General features: G+C 59.6%; 18 protein-coding genes. 8 read left to right on the top strand and 10 right to left on the bottom strand.

Annotated elements, in window-relative coordinates:
* Positions 1–227 precede the first annotated feature (227 nt).
* Positions 228–1,682 (top strand): TrkH family potassium uptake protein, encoded by a 1,455-nt coding sequence (locus ACVWXD_RS01820; RefSeq protein ID WP_457370621.1) that lies wholly within the window; start codon positions 228–230, stop codon positions 1,680–1,682.
* Here the strand turns inward: ACVWXD_RS01820 and ACVWXD_RS01815 are convergent.
* Complete coding sequence (locus ACVWXD_RS01815; RefSeq protein ID WP_122680752.1) at positions 1,639–2,697, bottom strand: AraC family transcriptional regulator; 1,059 nt, start codon at positions 2,695–2,697, stop codon at positions 1,639–1,641. The two genes, ACVWXD_RS01820 and ACVWXD_RS01815, sit on opposite strands and share 44 nt — an antisense overlap.
* A gap of 162 nt (positions 2,698–2,859) precedes the next feature.
* On the opposite strand from ACVWXD_RS01815, the gene ACVWXD_RS01810 reads away from it, so the two are divergent.
* From ACVWXD_RS01810 to ACVWXD_RS01800, 3 genes are all read left to right on the top strand, one after another.
* Positions 2,860–3,171, top strand: a complete 312-nt coding sequence (locus tag ACVWXD_RS01810) for a DUF962 domain-containing protein (RefSeq protein ID WP_032890988.1) — start codon at positions 2,860–2,862, stop codon at positions 3,169–3,171.
* 363 nt (positions 3,172–3,534) lie between these two features.
* Entirely contained in the window at positions 3,535–3,717 is a 183-nt protein-coding gene (locus ACVWXD_RS01805) for a hypothetical protein (protein ID WP_032890986.1), read from the top strand.
* A 105-nt stretch (positions 3,718–3,822) separates the two neighbouring features.
* Positions 3,823–5,019 carry an MFS transporter gene (locus tag ACVWXD_RS01800; protein WP_032890985.1) on the top strand — a complete coding sequence of 399 codons (1,197 nt, stop codon included), beginning with the start codon at positions 3,823–3,825 and terminating at the stop codon, positions 5,017–5,019.
* On the opposite strand, the gene arfB is transcribed toward ACVWXD_RS01800, so the two are convergent.
* Positions 5,016–5,429: an alternative ribosome rescue aminoacyl-tRNA hydrolase ArfB gene (arfB, locus tag ACVWXD_RS01795; RefSeq protein WP_095185741.1), complete on the bottom strand. Its 414-nt coding sequence runs from the start codon at positions 5,427–5,429 to the stop codon at positions 5,016–5,018. The genes ACVWXD_RS01800 and arfB overlap by 4 nt on opposite strands.
* A 179-nt stretch (positions 5,430–5,608) precedes the next feature.
* Positions 5,609–7,027 (bottom strand): amino acid permease, encoded by a 1,419-nt coding sequence (locus ACVWXD_RS01790; RefSeq protein WP_260367593.1) that lies wholly within the window; start codon positions 7,025–7,027, stop codon positions 5,609–5,611.
* 636 nt (positions 7,028–7,663) lie between these two features.
* On the opposite strand from ACVWXD_RS01790, the gene ACVWXD_RS01785 reads away from it, so the two are divergent.
* Together ACVWXD_RS01785 and ACVWXD_RS01780 are read left to right on the top strand one after the other, a co-directional pair.
* Entirely contained in the window at positions 7,664–7,801 is a 138-nt protein-coding gene (locus tag ACVWXD_RS01785) for a hypothetical protein (RefSeq protein WP_003175756.1), read from the top strand.
* Positions 7,802–7,871: 70 nt separating this feature from the next.
* Positions 7,872–8,831, top strand: a complete 960-nt coding sequence (locus ACVWXD_RS01780; RefSeq protein ID WP_122756146.1) for a M29 family metallopeptidase — start codon at positions 7,872–7,874, stop codon at positions 8,829–8,831.
* Between the two features lie 126 nt (positions 8,832–8,957).
* Here the strand turns inward: ACVWXD_RS01780 and ACVWXD_RS01775 are convergent, their stop codons facing one another.
* The 7 genes from ACVWXD_RS01775 to ACVWXD_RS01745 form a co-directional block, all read right to left on the bottom strand.
* Positions 8,958–9,887, bottom strand: coding sequence for a tyrosinase family protein (locus tag ACVWXD_RS01775; protein WP_081797857.1), 930 nt, complete (start codon positions 9,885–9,887; stop codon positions 8,958–8,960).
* A 200-nt stretch (positions 9,888–10,087) separates the two neighbouring features.
* The gene (gene rluB, locus ACVWXD_RS01770; protein WP_457370620.1) at positions 10,088–11,299 is read right to left on the bottom strand and encodes a 23S rRNA pseudouridine(2605) synthase RluB; all 1,212 of its coding nucleotides are present in this window, start codon (positions 11,297–11,299) and stop codon (positions 10,088–10,090) included.
* Positions 11,300–11,443: 144 nt separating this feature from the next.
* Positions 11,444–11,635 (bottom strand): DUF1289 domain-containing protein, encoded by a 192-nt coding sequence (locus ACVWXD_RS01765; protein WP_032890979.1) that lies wholly within the window; start codon positions 11,633–11,635, stop codon positions 11,444–11,446.
* 27 nt (positions 11,636–11,662) lie between these two features.
* Positions 11,663–12,589, bottom strand: coding sequence for an SMC-Scp complex subunit ScpB (scpB, locus tag ACVWXD_RS01760; RefSeq protein ID WP_401381085.1), 927 nt, complete (start codon positions 12,587–12,589; stop codon positions 11,663–11,665).
* Positions 12,590–12,601: 12 nt separating this feature from the next.
* Positions 12,602–13,300 (bottom strand): segregation and condensation protein A, encoded by a 699-nt coding sequence (locus ACVWXD_RS01755; protein WP_177326464.1) that lies wholly within the window; start codon positions 13,298–13,300, stop codon positions 12,602–12,604.
* Between the two features lie 120 nt (positions 13,301–13,420).
* Entirely contained in the window at positions 13,421–14,050 is a 630-nt protein-coding gene (locus ACVWXD_RS01750) for an L-threonylcarbamoyladenylate synthase (protein WP_015885581.1), read from the bottom strand.
* 13 nt (positions 14,051–14,063) lie between these two features.
* Positions 14,064–14,927, bottom strand: a complete 864-nt coding sequence (locus ACVWXD_RS01745) for a PHP domain-containing protein (RefSeq protein ID WP_032890975.1) — start codon at positions 14,925–14,927, stop codon at positions 14,064–14,066.
* A gap of 87 nt (positions 14,928–15,014) precedes the next feature.
* Here ACVWXD_RS01745 and ACVWXD_RS01740 point away from each other — a divergent pair, with 87 nt between their 5' ends.
* Positions 15,015–15,611 carry a septation protein A gene (locus tag ACVWXD_RS01740; RefSeq protein ID WP_032890974.1) on the top strand — a complete coding sequence of 199 codons (597 nt, stop codon included), beginning with the start codon at positions 15,015–15,017 and terminating at the stop codon, positions 15,609–15,611.
* Between the two features lies 1 nt (position 15,612).
* Positions 15,613–15,912, top strand: a complete 300-nt coding sequence (locus ACVWXD_RS01735; RefSeq protein WP_027605568.1) for a YciI family protein — start codon at positions 15,613–15,615, stop codon at positions 15,910–15,912.
* Positions 15,913–15,985 lie beyond the last annotated feature (73 nt).

Below are 15,985 nucleotides of genomic sequence, written 5' to 3'. Positions count from 1 at the left end.
GTCGCCTTTTTTTTACCTGCCTTTCACAGCAGTACCACCACCCAGGAACCAATGCGGGAGGGGGCTTGCCCCCGATAGCGCTGGTTCAGCAGATATTTCCTTCGCTGACACACCGCCATCGGGGGCAAGCCCCCTCCCTCATTTGATTTGCGTCGCTTTCAAGGCCCGGTTTACATGCCCTGCACCCTAGGTAGAATGACGCCTCTGCCCTATTTCGAGCTCATTTCATGGCGTTGCCGACCCTACGCATCATCGGTTTCATCATCGGCATCTTCCTGATCACCCTCGCGATCGCCATGGTCGTGCCCATGGCCACCCTGGTGATCTTCGAACGCACCAGAGACCTGCCCTCGTTCCTGTGGGCCAGCCTCATCACCTTTATCGCCGGCCTTGCCCTTGTAATCCCCGGTCGCCCGGAGCACGTGCACCTGCGCCCGCGGGACATGTACCTGCTGACGGTCACCAGTTGGGTGGTGGTGTGTGTGTTCGCCGCGCTGCCGTTTTTGCTGACCCAGCACATCAGCTACACCGACTCGTTTTTCGAAAGCATGTCCGGCATTACTGCCACCGGTTCTACGGTGCTCAGCGGGCTGGACAGCATGTCGCCGGGCATCCTGATGTGGCGTTCGCTGCTGCACTGGCTGGGCGGTATCGGCTTTATCGGCATGGCGGTAGCGATCCTGCCGCTGCTGCGCATTGGCGGCATGCGCCTGTTCCAGACCGAGTCCTCGGATCGTTCGGAAAAGGTTATGCCCCGCTCTCACATGGTGGCGCGGCTGATTGTGGCGGCGTATGTAGGCATCACCATCCTCGGCAGCCTGGCGTTCTGGTGGGCCGGCATGGGCCTGTTTGACGCGATCAACCACGCGATGTCGGCGATTTCCACCGGTGGGTTCTCTACCTCCGACGAATCCCTGGCCCACTGGAAACAACCGGCGGTGCATTGGGTCGCGGTGGTGGTGATGATCCTCGGCAGCCTGCCATTCACCCTGTACGTCGCCACTTTACGCGGCAACCGCCGGGCGCTGCTCAGGGACCAGCAGGTACAGGGCTTGCTCGGTTTGCTGGTAGTGACCTGGCTGGTGCTCGGCACCTGGTACTGGTGGACCACCAACCTGCACTGGCTGGATGCACTGCGGCACGTGGCGTTGAACGTCACCTCAGTCGTCACGACCACCGGCTTTGCGCTGGGGGACTACAGCCTGTGGGGCAACTTCTCACTGATGTTGTTCTTCTACCTGGGCTTTATCGGTGGCTGTTCAGGTTCCACCGCCGGCGGGATCAAGATCTTCCGCTTCCAGGTCGCCTATATCCTGCTCAAGGCCAACTTGAACCAGCTGATTCACCCGCGCGCGGTGATCAAGCAGAAGTACAACGGCCACCGTCTCGACGAAGAGATCGTGCGCTCGATCCTGACCTTCTCGTTTTTCTTTGCCATCACCATCTGCGCTATCGCGTTAGCCCTGTCGCTCCTGGGCCTGGACTGGATGACCGCACTCACCGGCGCCGCCAGTACCGTCTCCGGCGTCGGCCCTGGCCTTGGGGAAACCATCGGCCCGGCGGGCAACTTCTCCAGCCTGCCGGATGCGGCCAAGTGGATCCTGTCCCTGGGCATGCTGCTGGGCCGGCTGGAGATCATCACAGTCTTTGTTCTGTGCATCCCGGCGTTCTGGCGTCACTGACGGTCGACGTCTCTTGCAACCGCGCCCGGTATTCGCCGGGCGTGGTATCAAACCAGCGGCGAAACGCGCGGAAGAAGTTGCTCGGATCGGCAAAGCCCAGCAGGTAGGCAATCTCCAGCAGCGTCATGCTCGGCTGTGCCAGGTATTGCTCGGCCAGTTCGCGGCGGGTGTCGTCGAGCAAGGTCTGAAAACTCGTGCCCTCCTCCTGCAGACGCCGCTGCAAGGTGCGCTGGGACAGGTGCAACGTCTGGGCCACCACTTCACGCTTGGGTTCGCCTTGGGGCAGCAGACGACACAGCACTTGCCTCGCCTTGTGGGTCACGCGGCTCTCGGAAAAGCGCGCCAGGTATTCACCGGCAAAACGGTCGTGCAACAACGCCATCGCCTCGTTGGCTGTAGGCAGCGGTGCGTCCATGTCGGCGCGTTCGAAAATCAACGCGTCATAGGGCGCGTTGAACTCCAATGGTGCATGGAAAGCTTGCTTATAAGGCTCCAGGTCCGCCGGTTGTTCACCTTGCAACATGACTTTACGCGGCTGCAAGGTACGGCCGGTCAGCCAGCCGCATAGTGCCAATGCACAGGCCAGAGAGGCTTCGGCACTTTGCCTTGTGGGCGGCAGATGATCGCCATGCACCGTCAGAATCAGCGCATAGCCTTCGGGTAGCAATCGGAAACTCAAGTCGGCGCTTTCGGCAATGATCCGCTGGTAACGCACCAGCCGCATGAAGCCCTCGGCCAGGGTGTTACTGGACATCAACGCATAACCCGCCACATGAAACGACGCCGGGCGCACTACCTTGCCCATGTTCAGGCCAATCGCGGGGTTGCCCGACAGCTCGACCGCCCGTTGCCACAGGCGCGTCATGGAGTCTTGCGGGAACCGAGCATCGGGGTCATTGAGGGCGGCGTAGTCAAGGCCCAGTTGCTTGAACAGGGCGCGGCAATCCAGACCATCCATTTCCAGTGCCTTGACTATCCCCATCGCCCAGCTTGCAGAAGTTGTTCGTTCGCTCATGGCGTCTTCTTAATAAAGCAGGCTCATAACGGCAGCCAGGAATCCAAGGATACTAAAGTGGCATCTAATGTCACTGGCTGTTACCACTGATCACTCTAGACTCAAATAAGCTCCCCGCCGAACATCTGTTGGGCGGCACAACAATCAAAAGGGCCGGTCACCGTGGAAAACGTCAAGCGATTCAATAGCTTCGCCGAGTTTTACCCTTACTATTTGGCCGAACATGCCAACAGCACCTGCCGTCGCCTGCACTTTATCGGCACCACCCTCGTGATCGGTATTTTGGCCTATGCCATTGGCAGGGGGTCGTTAGGCCTATTGCTGGCAGTGCCGATTGCCGGCTACAGCTTTGCCTGGATCGGACACTTCTTCTTCGAAAAGAACCGCCCGGCAACCTTTCAGCACCCGTTTTACAGCCTGCTGGGAGATTTTGTGATGTACCGCGACATGATCCTGGGCAAGGTGCCGTTCTGAACGGTGTGACCTCTTGTCACTTGCGTAAAGCCATAAAGGTTCGTGCATCCGCCGATATAAAAGTCTTTTTGTCATTTACAGTGCTGTATCCTGCCAAAGCTTTTTGAGAGCGCGGAATCACCTGCGATTGAAAAAACAGACCTTGCGAGGAGCGACGACGATGCACGAGATACCTAATCTCCCCTTCCCAAGCCTGCACGAAACTGAGCAGCCAACACCGCAGCAGGCCAGCGCGAAGCAGCCTGAGGCCAAAGAAGCAAAACCAGTCGACAGCAAAAGCCAGGACTGACGCCGTACCAGACCGTGTGGAAAGCGCAGCTTTGAGCGCTTTCCACACTGCCTGAATCCTCCGAGATCCCCGCCATGACCGATACCCTCCCCAATACCCCGGACACCGCCGTACTCGACGCTGCCTTGCAGATGGTCGAGGTGTGGAACCGCCTCAGCGCGGACAAGCAAGCCGTACTGCTCAAGCGCTTCGGTACCCAGGAAAACGCCTTGGCTGCTCTGGTCACCACCCAATTACTGGCTCCGACCAAAACCTGACGTCTTTTTGATCCGACGTTTTTGCGTTTTACCGCCCTGCACACGTCAAAGCACCGGTATCATTAGCAGCCTATCTTTACCTGCTGCGACAGTGGACCTCTCCCCATGCCAGATACCCAGCGCCCCATGGCGGTCACGCTGCAAGTTGTTTCCATCGTGTTGTTCACCTTTATCGGCTACCTGAATATCGGTATCCCCCTGGCCGTGTTGCCGGGCTATGTCCACAGTGAGTTGGGCTATGGCGCGGTGATCGCAGGGCTGGTGATCAGCGTGCAATACCTGGCCACCCTGCTGAGCCGTCCTTACGCGGGCAAAATCATCGATAACCTGGGTAGCAAGCGCGCGGTGCTGATCGGCCTGGCGGGCTGCGGCCTGAGTGGCGTGTTCATGTTGCTCGCTGCGTGGTTTTCAAACCTGCCGGCTGTCAGCCTGGGCAGCCTGCTCGTCGGTCGATTGGTACTGGGCAGCGCAGAAAGCCTGGTGGGGTCTGGCGCCATCGGCTGGGGCATCGGCCGAGTTGGCGCGGCGAATACGGCCAAGGTCATCTCCTGGAACGGCATTGCCAGCTATGGCGCGCTGGCCGTCGGCGCGCCGTTGGGCGTAGTGCTGGTGAAGAATTTCGGGCTGTGGAGCATGGGCGTCAGCATTATCCTGCTGGCCGTCGTCGGCCTGTTGCTGGCCTGGAACAAGGTTGCCGCGCCGATCGTGGCCGGTGTGCGCTTACCGTTCATGAACGTGCTGGGCCGCGTATTGCCCCACGGCTGCGCGCTGGCTTTGGGGTCCATCGGCTTTGGCACCATCGCCACCTTCATCACCTTGTATTACACCACTCAGCACTGGGATAACGCGGTGTGGGCCCTGAGTCTGTTTGGCGCCAGTTTTATCGGCGCACGGCTACTGTTCGGGAATTTGATCAACCGCATCGGCGGCTTTCGCGTGGCGATTGCGTGCCTGTCAGTAGAGATCCTCGGCCTGCTGTTGCTGTGGCTGGCGCCTGACGCCAACCTGGCCTTGGCCGGCGCGGCATTGAGCGGGTTCGGGTTTTCCCTGGTGTTTCCGGCACTGGGGGTGGAAGCGGTCAACCTGGTGCCCGCGTCCAGCCGCGGTTCGGCGGTGGGCGCCTACTCGCTGTTTATCGACCTGTCCCTGGGCATCACCGGTCCGTTGGCCGGGGCCGTGGCGGCAGGCTTCGGTTTTGCGTCGATCTTCCTGTTCGCCGCCCTCGCCGCCCTCGGTGGCTTGCTGCTGAGCGTGTACCTCTACCGGCAAGCACCCCTGGCCCGCGAGGCACGCGGCGACTAAAAGTCGACCTTGCCACGCCCCGCCTTGATGCTGCCGCGCTTGGTCTTGGATTCCAGGCGCCGCTTCTTCGAACCCAGGGTAGGCTTGGTCGGCCGGCGCTTTTTCTCCACCTTGGTGGCGCTGAGGATCAATTCCACCAGACGTTCCAACGCATCGGCACGGTTCTGTTCCTGCGTGCGATATTGCTGGGCCTTGAGTATCAGCACCCCTTCGCTGGTGATCCGGCTGTCGCGCAGCGCCAGCAACCGCTCCTTGTAGAACTCCGGCAACGACGACCCCGGAATGTCAAAACGCAGGTGCACCGCGCTCGACACCTTGTTGACGTTCTGCCCACCCGCGCCCTGGGCACGGATGGCGGTCAGCTCGATCTCGGCGTCGGGCAGGTGCACGTTGTTGGAAATAACCAGCATCAATCAAAAACCTTACGAAACGGAAAAGCCCTACTCGGACAACAACATCGACGCCTGGGCTTTGGAAATCACGGCGCCTTTGAACAGTTTGGCATCATTGAGACGAAATCCGCTCAAATCACCGCCCCGCCAACAAAAAACCCGGCAAAGCGCCGGGTTTCCTGTTTATGCCAGCGGGCTTACTTCAGCACACTTGCCGCAGTCAGCGCCGCTTCGGCACTGCGCTTGTTCTTGATCCAGTAACACACCGCCATAAACGCCACCCACACCGGGATCGCATACACAGACACCTGGATCCCCGGAATCATCAGCATGATGACCAGGATAAACACCACGAACGCCAGACACACATAGTTGCCATACGGGTACCACAGCGCCTTGAACAGCGGCACTTGGCCGGTGCGGTTCATGTGCTGGCGGAACTTGAAGTGGGAGAAGCTGATCATCGCCCAGTTGATCACCAGCGTGGCCACAACCAGGGACATCAGCAGTTCCAGGGCATGTTGCGGGATGAAGTAATTCATCAGCACGGCCACCAGGGTCACGGTCGCCGAGGCGAGGATGGATCGCACCGGTACACCGCGTTTGTCGATCTTGGCCAGGGCCTTGGGCGCATCGCCCTGCTCGGCCATGCCCAGTAGCATGCGGCTGTTGCAGTAGGTACCGCTGTTGTACACCGACAACGCTGCGGTCAAGACCACGAAGTTGAGGATGTGCGCGGCGGTGTTGCTGCCCAACATCGAGAACACTTGCACGAACGGGCTGCCGCTGTAGGCATCGCCGGACGCATTAAGGGTCGCCAGCAGGCTGTCCCATGGCGTCAGCGACAACAGCACCACCAAGGCGCCGATGTAGAAAATCAGGATGCGGTAGATCACCTGATTGATCGCCTTGGGGATCACAGTGCGTGGCTGATCGGCTTCGGCGGCGGTGAAGCCGAGCATTTCCAGGCCGCCAAAGGAGAACATGATGATCGCCATGGCCATCACCAAGCCACCCACGCCATGGGGGAAGAACCCGCCGTGTTCCCACAGGTTGCTCACCGAGGCTTGTGGGCCGCCGCTGCCGCTGACCAGCAGATAGCTGCCCAAGGCGATCATGCCGACGATCGCCACTACCTTGATGATGGCGAACCAGAACTCGGCTTCACCGAAGACTTTGACGTTGGCCAGGTTGATCAGGTTGATCAACACGAAGAACGCCGCTGCCGAGACCCACGTCGGGATCTCCGGCCACCAGTAGTGCACGTATTTTCCGACGGCGGTCAGCTCGGACATGCCCACCAGGATGTACAAAATCCAGCAGTTCCAACCCGACAGGAAGCCGGCAAAACCGCCCCAGTACTTGTGGGCAAAGTGGCTGAAGGAACCGGCGACCGGCTCTTCGACGATCATTTCGCCGAGTTGGCGCATGATCATGAAGGCGATGAAGCCGCAAATGGCATAGCCCAGGATCATCGACGGGCCGGCGGACTTGAGCACCCCGGCCGAGCCGAGGAACAAGCCGGTGCCGATGGCGCCACCGAGGGCGATCAACTGGATGTGCCGATTTTTCAGGCCGCGTTTCAGCTCGCCTGAAGAGGAATTGGGTCCACTCATGAAAAGGGTCTCACGCAAGGTTTGATGATGTGAATGCACGTGGCTGACTTGAATTCCGCCTCAAGCAGCGCCGCTCAAACCCCAGCGAAGGCACCAGGAGTACAGCGTCTTTCTAACGGTCATGCGTCACCTGTTTGTTTTTATCTGTGACGAAATCGAACCCGCCAGGCTCGTGGCCAGGCGGAATGATCAGGGTCGGCAAACCCCGAGGTCTTGGCCTTTTGCGGGTTACGCAAAGGGGGTCACAGTAAAACGCGGCGCATTGTACACCGCTCGACAGCTTACGCCCGCCCCCGAACGGTGCGTGCGACGATCTGTCAGGGATTCCTTACAGCCTTGAGTTGACCAACAACGCCGAGACTTACTCGTAAACTAATCGTTACATACCGGAAACACTGCGTTACAGCTGTCATCTTTGGAAAAATTGGCGGTAAGAAATTTCCGCGCAAAAGGCGCTGGCAGCTCACTGTATTTCCTCAGAAAAAACGCCCGCTAAAAAAACAGAAGAAAAAATCCAAATGAAACCGTGTCAATAAATATTTTGCATTAAACAACAGGGTCTCCTAGGTTCATTCCACTTGCCAGCGACGCCCGTTGGCAGGCCGTTCTCAAACACCGTCCTCTAGGAGATACACCATGCAAGCACTGGAAAACGACCTGGAAACCGAACTGCAACTCGACGACTGGTTTGAAGCGCCGACCCATGAGGCCGCCGTAGAAATGATGCAAGCTGATGCCGTAGTGCCATTTGGCACCGCGATGTGGCCTTTCTAACCGGCAGGCATCCGGCAGGTGCTGTGCACGGCGCCTGCCCCCTTACCCCAGGCACACAAGGACAGACGTCATGGACAAGGCCCGCGCCGTTGAACACTTTCTCTACTACCTCGCCCACCACCCGGCCCTCAGCGGCCTGAACTGCCCAAACGTACTGCTGGGCCATACTGAGCGCTACGATGCCATCGCCCAAGCCATCAACCACAGCAACGCCGCACGCTTCAACTTCCAGGTGCAGCGCCTGGACCTGACCGCCAGCGACACCCTGGCCGAGGCTATTGAAGGCTGTGACCTGTATCTGTTTCTGTACGATTCCTCGACCCTGCCCAACCCTCGCGCCGAAGGCCCTGACTTTATCCGTGCCCTGCAGGGTGTGATGGCTGAACACTGGAAGAAGTCCTTGCTGTTCAAGGATTACGGTGACTACTTCTACGACACCTTCAGCGTCGAACCGCAACGCATTGCCGACCTCAACGCCACGCTGATCCGGCGCATGGGCCAGGCCACTGTGCTGAGCTTTACCGACAAGCACGGCTCACGCCTTGAGGCGCCGCTGAGCAGCATCAAGAAGTGGACCAATATCAACGGCGTGGGCAACCACGACCTTGCCCCCGGTGAGATCGCCACTCACAGCGAGGCCATCAACGGGCAGGTACGGTTTGTCGGCACCTTTCTCAGCACCATCCCGTTCGCGCGCAAATACGGCGTGCTGCAATCACCGCTGGAGCTGTGGATTGAGAATTCGACCGTCTGCAGCGTGGCCAGCGATGTGCCCGGGCTGGTGGATGACTTCAACAAATACTTGAACGCCAACCCGTCCAATCGTCGGGTGGAGGAATTGGGAATTGGCACCAATGAAGGGGTGAAAGACTTGTATGCGCGCAATGCCGGGTTCGAGGAGCGCCACTGTGGACTGCACTTGGGTCTGGGTGGAGGGCAGAAAGGCAGCCATCACTTGGACCTGATCTTCGCCAGTGGGGTGCTGGCACTGGATGACAAGCCCGTGTTCGATGGCACCTTTGCGTTCTAACGATATTCCCAGTATGGGTTTGCTCGCGAGGCCGTATGACAACGCCTGTGTAAAGCGCCTGACACACCGTCTGCGCGAGCAAGCCTGCTGCTGTTTTCTTGATCGATCAGGTGTGTCAGAGGAAAGTCACACGTTCTGCGAGCCCATCTCGCATGTCGTCAGCGTCGGCGAGCCGAGGGATGCGGGTACTGAGGTGAACAGACCGTAGGTGTAATCCAGACTCTCAGTCGTGATCACGCTGTCAACAGTCCAGGTCTCCGGCCAAGGAGCGGGATTGTTCGGAGCATGGAAGACAAGTGTGGCCTGACGATCCAGCCCAGGCATATCCGATACCGGATAATAGGGCAAAGAGGTGGGATGCTGACGCTTCCAGCGCTCCCACAACAGGTCAAGGTAACAGTGGTGCAGGAAAAACACCGGATCGTTGGGTGAGGACGGCATCGACATGTTACCGCCCACCCAGCGATGCACAGGGTCATGCAGCACGCCTTCACAGAAATTGCCCCAACTGTCCGGCCCCGGGGCATACGGCGTCTTGGCCAGCGCATCCAGCACTTGTTCGGAGTTCGGCAGATGCGCGCCGGGCCCTGCGCCCAGTTCGCGGCGCAAGCCCTTATCCCCCTCCGGAACCCCCTGGCGAATTTCAAAGCGCCCGTCCTGATAAGCGAATGGGCCCGACGTTACACGCTGGGCTTGAGCACTGTCGCCGTCGCCGCCCAAAAAGCCAGGCGTGAATGGATTGCTTGAGCCCTCCATCGACCAGTCCCAGAATGGCAGGGTGACGCTGGTATCGTTAACCGCGCTTTGCAGATCCCGCTCGAATTGACGCAGGAATACGCGGTGCCAAGGGAAAAACAGCGGCGAGCGGTGCGGCATCGGCGTGAAAGCCTCCGGGCCGTCGAAGGCGTTGCTGTGAACCTGTACGTAATCGTCATAGCGCATTTGCTGTCCGGGACGCAGGACACTTTGGACGTCGTTTTTCAGCAGCAGGATGGCCTGGATAAAAAGGGCTTTCTGTTCACGGGTCATGTAGCGGTGATTGATGCGGATATCCATGGTCGTCGCCTCGTGGCATAAGTGAGTGCAGGGCTCAATCTAGTGCCGCGGTGGTGAACGCCGGTGGTAACTGTTTAGCCCACACCGCACACCATCACTCGACGAATAACGATCCGGTGAAACGCTCCAGGCGCAAATCCCGCCGCAAAAAAAAACGCCAACTTCAACAGTTGGCGTTTTTTTATGCAGCGCTTATTGCATCACTGCGGCTTGTTGCGACCAAACCCCGGACGCTGACCCGAACCCGCTGGAGCGCCACGGCGCTTGCCCGACGGCTCGTCCGCGACCAGTTTCGGGCCGGGACGCTTGTTCGCCGCCGGCTTGGCTGGGCGCTTGGTGCTGGCGTTGTCGGCCGGGCGATCCGTTTCGCCACGGTTGCTGCGACCACCGGCCGGCGCAGGACGCGGTGCACGCGGTGCGCGCTCGCCTTCCTGACGCGATGGGGCCGTTGGACGACGCTCACCTTCAATATGCGGCTGACGGGAGATACGCCCGCCGGTCGCCGGAGCATCCAGCGCCGGGCGCACAGTGCGCGCCACGCGCTCGGCACGTGCCACAGGACGCGACGATTTACGCTGCATGCGCTCAAGCTTGTCTTTGCTCTTGGCGTTCATCTGCGGCATGGCAACCGGCGTCAGGCCCACTTCGGCGCTGAGGATGTCGACTTCGTACTGGCTCATTTCGCGCCAGCGGCCCATCGGCAGGTCGGAGTTCAGGAACACCGGACCAAAACGCACGCGCTTCAGGCGGCTGACCACCAGGCCCTGGGATTCCCACAGGCGACGTACTTCACGGTTACGGCCTTCCATCACCACGCAGTGGTACCAGTGGTTGAAACCTTCACCACCTGGAGCCTGCTTGATGTCGGTGAACTTGGCCGGGCCGTCTTCGAGGACGACGCCAGCTTTCAAGCGCTCGATCATCTCGTCATCGACTTCGCCACGTACACGTACCGCGTATTCACGGTCCATCTCGTAGGACGGGTGCATCAGGCGGTTGGCCAGTTCACCGTCGGTGGTGAACATCAGCAAGCCGGTGGTGTTGATGTCCAGACGACCGATGTTGATCCAGCGGCCTTCTTTAGGCTTAGGCATTTTGTCGAACACGGTCGGACGGCCTTCCGGGTCGTCACGGGTGCAGATCTCGCCGTCGGGCTTGTTGTACATGATCACGCGGCGCACCGATTCGGCGGCCTCTTCACGCTTGATGACTTTGCCATCAATGGTGATTGCATCGTGCAGATCGACGCGCTGACCGAGGGTAGCCTCGACGCCGTTGACCTTGATGCGCTTCTGGGTGATCCAGGCTTCGACGTCGCGTCGCGAGCCCACACCGATACGCGCCAGCACCTTTTGCAGCTTTTCGCCTGCAGGGCCGATTTCCTGGCTGTCGTTCTGGTCTTTATCGTTCATCTTAAGCACCTCCCGGTGGGTCGATTCAGGCGTGGCCTGAAGAGTGTTGAAAGCGGGGCTTTGCCCGAATAGGTCGGCAAAGGGTCGCGAATCATACGCGTAAGGCGCGCGTTGCGCATCACAGACTAGTCGATATGCGCCAAGTCATTTGTTTTTCCGCCGACCGGTGGCGCCCAAGGCCAACAAACGCAGTTCGGCTTCGGCCAGGACAGTGCGCTTGTCGGTCTTGTCGAGTTTCTTCCAGGCACGGATTTCGCGTTTGCTGCGACCGCACCCGACGCAGATCTCATCGCTGAATTTGCAGACGCTGATGCAAGGGTCTTTGGGTGAACTCATGTCTTCTCACATCCCGCATTGACCGCATCAGTCTTCAAATTTGCGGCGTTCCGCCTCAATAGCTTCGGCCAATGCACGGGCTTCGTCTTCTTCATCGCTCAGCGGCGGCGGTTCGAGAGCGGCAACGGCAGCCAGGAGTTTCTCGCGGGCTTCAGCCACGCCAAGGATATCTTCCTCAGGTTCAGCTTCGACTTCAGGCTCAACTTCAACGTTCACTTCGGCTTCATGCTCAGCCGCACCATCACGCAGCAAATCATCGAAGTCGGTCTTGATCCCCTGCTCCATGTCGTCCAGTTCCAGCAAAAGGGTATGGAAACTGGTTTCGTCTTTCGGTTCTTCAGGCTCGGCCGTGGCATCGGCAAGTTCCTGCAAACCTGGCGGCACTGGGGCGTCGTCGAAGTCCAGCACCGGCTCGGCTTCCATCTCACGCAATTCGGCCAGCGGCGGCAGGTCGTCGAGGTTTTTCAGGTTGAAGTGGTCGAGGAACACCTTAGTAGTGGCGAACATCGCCGGTTTGCCCGGCACGTCGCGGTAGCCGACGATGCGGATCCACTCGCGCTCCAGCAACGTCTTGACGATATGGCTGTTGACCGCCACGCCCCGCACATCTTCGATTTCACCCCGAGTAATCGGCTGGCGATAGGCGATCAGCGCCATGGTCTCCAACATCGCCCGTGAATAACGCTGCGGGCGTTCTTCCCATAGGCGGCCGACCCACGGGGAAAATTTCTCACGAATTTGCAGGCGATAACCCGACGCCACTTCGCGCAGCTCAAACGCGCGGCCTTCACAGGACTTGCGCAAGATCTCCAGCGCTTTCTTGAACACCGGCGGCTCAGGGCGCTCAGCCTCTTCAAACAGTTCGAACAGGCGCTCCAGGGATTGCGGTTTACCCGAGGCCAGGAGAAAGGCTTCCAGCAACGGCGCCAGTTCGCGGGGTTCAGTCAGATTCATCGATTCAGCTCTTTATTCGGCTCGCGCCCGCACGTGGATAGCCGCAAAAGGCTCATTCTGGACCAGCTCGACCAAGGATTCCTTGACCAATTCGAGGATCGCCATAAAGGTCACCACCACCCCCAGTCGCCCTTCTTCTTTGGTGAACAGCTCGACAAACGGCACAAAGCCGCCGCCCTTGAGGCGCTCCAGCACATCGCTCATGCGTTCACGAGTAGACAGGGCCTCGCGGCTGACCTGGTGGTGTTCAAACATATCGCCCCGGCGCAGTACCTCGGCCATGGACATCAGCAACTCTTCCAGGCTTACGTCCGGCAGCAGCTTGCGTGCGCGAGCTTCGGGAGCATCCAGCTTGGGCACCACCACGTCGCGGCCCACGCGGCTCAGACCGTCGATGCCTTCGGCGGCCGCTTTGAAGCGTTCGTACTCTTGCAGGCGACGGATCAGTTCGGCGCGCGGGTCGTCCTCTTCGGCTTCCACCGTCTCCGAACGCGGCAACAGCATGCGCGATTTGATCTCGGCCAGCATGGCGGCCATCACCAGATACTCGGCTGCCAGCTCCAGGCGCACCGACTGCATCAACTCGACATAACCCATGTACTGCCGGGTGATTTCCGCCACCGGGATGTCGAGGATGTTGATGTTCTGCTTGCGGATCAGGTACAGCAACAAATCCAGCGGGCCTTCGAAGGCGTCAAGGAAGACTTCCAGGGCGTCCGGCGGAATGTACAGATCCAGGGGCATTTCCAGCACGGCCTGGCCGTACACCATCGCAAACGGCAGCTCCTGCTGCGCACCTGCCTGGGGGTCGACGGTTTCCACTGACGACATTCAGGCCTCGACCATAAAGGGCGCCGGATCGCCACAACCCACACGGATCACTTCAGGTTCGCCGTCGGCCAGGTTGATCACGGTGGAGGCTTTGCCGCCGCCGAAGCCGCCATCGATGATCAGGTCTACCTGCTTTTCCAGCAATTGGCGCATTTCGTACGGGTCTTCCAGCGGCTCGGTGTCGCCGGGCATGATCAACGAAACGCTCATCAGCGGTTCCCCCAGCTCCGCCAGCAACGCAAGGGCAATCGGGTGCTCCGGCACACGCAGGCCGATGGTGCGTTTTTTAGGATGCAGCAGAAGGCGCGGCACTTCGCGTGTGGCGTTGAGAATGAAGGTGTAAGGCCCCGGCGTGTGGGCCTTGAGCAGGCGGAAAGTACCGGTATCGACCTTGGCGAAAAGCCCCAGTTGGGATAGATCGCTGCAGATCAGTGCAAAGTTATGCTTGTCGTCCAGCTGACGCAGGCGCCGAACACGTTCGACCGCGCCCTTGTCACCGATCTGACAACCGATGGCGTAGGACGAATCTGTTGGGTAGATCACCACGCCGCCGGCGCGAATAATCTCCACGGCCTGTTTAATCAGGCGCGCCTGGGGATTTTCCGGATGAATCTGGAAGAATTGACTCACGAGCTCTACCTGTTCAGACGGTGGCAACAATGGGGTCATGCTTGAATCGCCCCCACAAAAGCGGCAAATCTTCCGGGATCGCGCGGTACTCGCCGATCTCGGACCAGCCGCCTGGGCCATGAAAGTCACTGCCGGCACTGACCAGCAGACCAAATTCGCGGGCAAGAATCGCCAGGCTGCCGACCTGTTCGGCGGGTTGATGCCCGTTGACCACTTCGATTGCGTGGCCACCCGCTCCAATATAGTCGCTGATCAGCTTGCGGCGCTTGCTGCGAGTGAAATCGTAATGCCAGGGATGCGCCAGGCTGACCCAGGCCCCGGAGGCCCGCAGGGTCTCGACGGTGTCTTCAAGGGTCGGCCAATGTTGCTTCACATCGCCCAACTTGCCGGCGCCCAACCATTTGCGAAAAGCCTCGGCGCGGTCTTTAACAAAACCTTCACGCACCATCCAATCGGCAAAGTGCGGACGGGCCGGCGCATTGCCGCTGTCGCCCAGCTCCTGCTGGATCGCGCGGGCGCCGTCGAGGGCATTAGGCATGCCTTTGAGGGCCAGCTTGCGGCTTATTTCTTCGGACCGCAGCCAGCGGCCATCGTGCAATTGCGCGATAGCCTCCATCAACGGCGCGGCGTTTTGATCGAAACCATAACCGAGCACATGAATGGTGGCCCCGCCCCAGGTGCAGGACAATTCGACACCGTTGACCAGTTGCATGCCCAACGAATGGGCGGTTGCGCGCGCTTCGTCAAGACCTTCAAGGGTGTCGTGGTCGGTCAACGCCAGGACTCGCACGCCTTTTTCAAACGCACGCGCAACCAGTACCGCAGGCGCCAGGGCGCCGTCGGAGGCCGTGCTGTGGCAGTGCAAATCAACATTCACGGGAGTGTGTAACCTCAAGTCAGCTGGCGCTTTCGCAACCAAGGATGTTTGTTATTATGCCGCCACATCCAGCTTCTGGCTCTTACTGTGAAACAATTCATCGACTTCATCCCGCTGTTGCTGTTCTTCATCGTTTACAAACTCGACCCTCGGGTCATCGATCTGGCCGGCCACGAGCTCACCTTCGGCGGCATCTACAGCGCCACCGCTGTGCTGATCATCAGCTCTGTCGTGGTCTACGGCGCTATCTTCATCTCCCAGCGCAAACTGGAAAAAAGCCAATGGCTGACCCTGGTCGCGTGCCTGGTCTTCGGCAGCCTGACCCTGGCCTTCCACAGCGAAACCTTTCTTAAATGGAAAGCCCCGGTGGTGAACTGGCTGTTTGCCCTGGCGTTTATCGGCAGCCACTTCATCGGCGACCGCCTGCTCATCAAGCGAATCATGGGCCACGCGCTCACCCTGCCAGAACCGGTCTGGACGCGCCTGAACATCGCCTGGATCGTGTTTTTCATCTTCTGCGGCGCCGCCAACCTGTTCGTGGCCTTTACCTTCCAGGATTACTGGGTCGACTTCAAAGTGTTCGGCAGCCTGGGCATGACCGTGTTGTTCCTGGTCGCCCAGGGCATTTATCTGTCGCGCCACCTGCATGATGCCGAGACCACTACGCCGAAAACCGAGGACTGACATGCTCTACGCAATCATTGCTACTGACGTTGCCAACTCGCTGGAAAAACGCCTTTCCGTTCGCCCGGCACACGTCGAGCGCCTCAAAGTGCTGCAAGCCGAAGGCCGCATCGTACTGGCCGGCCCGCACCCGGCCGTAGACAGCAACGACCCAGGCGACGCTGGCTTCACCGGTAGCCTGATCGTCGCCGAGTTCGCCTCCCTGGCCGATGCCCAGGCCTGGGCGAAGGCTGATCCTTATGTCGCGGCGGGCGTTTACGCCGATGTTGTGATCAAGCCGTTCAAACAAGTCCTGCCTTAACCCAAGCTGCGCCGAACCGATTGCGTTCGGCGCGCTGCTTATTACTCATTATTCTCGGTAACCTGCCGACAAC

It is taken from the genome of Pseudomonas sp. TE3911, from assembly GCF_054062775.1.
Note: the sequence above shows the minus strand (reverse complement) of the source record. Positions and strands in the feature narration are given on the sequence as shown.

Bases quoted from the DNA above. Each gene is read 5' to 3' on its own strand.
- ACVWXD_RS01820 (WP_457370621.1), top strand. From the start codon at position 228: ATGGCGTTGCCGACCCTACGCATCATCGGTTTCATCATCGGCATCTTC.
- ACVWXD_RS01815 (WP_122680752.1), bottom strand. From the start codon at position 2,697: ATGAGCGAACGAACAACTTCTGCAAGCTGGGCGATGGGGATAGTCAAG.
- ACVWXD_RS01805 (WP_032890986.1), top strand. From the start codon at position 3,535: ATGACCGATACCCTCCCCAATACCCCGGACACCGCCGTACTCGACGCT.
- ACVWXD_RS01800 (WP_032890985.1), top strand. From the start codon at position 3,823: ATGCCAGATACCCAGCGCCCCATGGCGGTCACGCTGCAAGTTGTTTCC.
- arfB (WP_095185741.1), bottom strand. From the start codon at position 5,429: ATGCTGGTTATTTCCAACAACGTGCACCTGCCCGACGCCGAGATCGAG.
- ACVWXD_RS01790 (WP_260367593.1), bottom strand. From the start codon at position 7,027: ATGAGTGGACCCAATTCCTCTTCAGGCGAGCTGAAACGCGGCCTGAAA.
- ACVWXD_RS01785 (WP_003175756.1), top strand. From the start codon at position 7,664: ATGCAAGCACTGGAAAACGACCTGGAAACCGAACTGCAACTCGACGAC.
- ACVWXD_RS01780 (WP_122756146.1), top strand. From the start codon at position 7,872: ATGGACAAGGCCCGCGCCGTTGAACACTTTCTCTACTACCTCGCCCAC.
- ACVWXD_RS01775 (WP_081797857.1), bottom strand. From the start codon at position 9,887: ATGGATATCCGCATCAATCACCGCTACATGACCCGTGAACAGAAAGCC.
- rluB (WP_457370620.1), bottom strand. From the start codon at position 11,299: ATGAACGATAAAGACCAGAACGACAGCCAGGAAATCGGCCCTGCAGGC.
- ACVWXD_RS01765 (WP_032890979.1), bottom strand. From the start codon at position 11,635: ATGAGTTCACCCAAAGACCCTTGCATCAGCGTCTGCAAATTCAGCGAT.
- scpB (WP_401381085.1), bottom strand. From the start codon at position 12,589: ATGAATCTGACTGAACCCCGCGAACTGGCGCCGTTGCTGGAAGCCTTT.
- ACVWXD_RS01735 (WP_027605568.1), top strand. From the start codon at position 15,613: ATGCTCTACGCAATCATTGCTACTGACGTTGCCAACTCGCTGGAAAAA.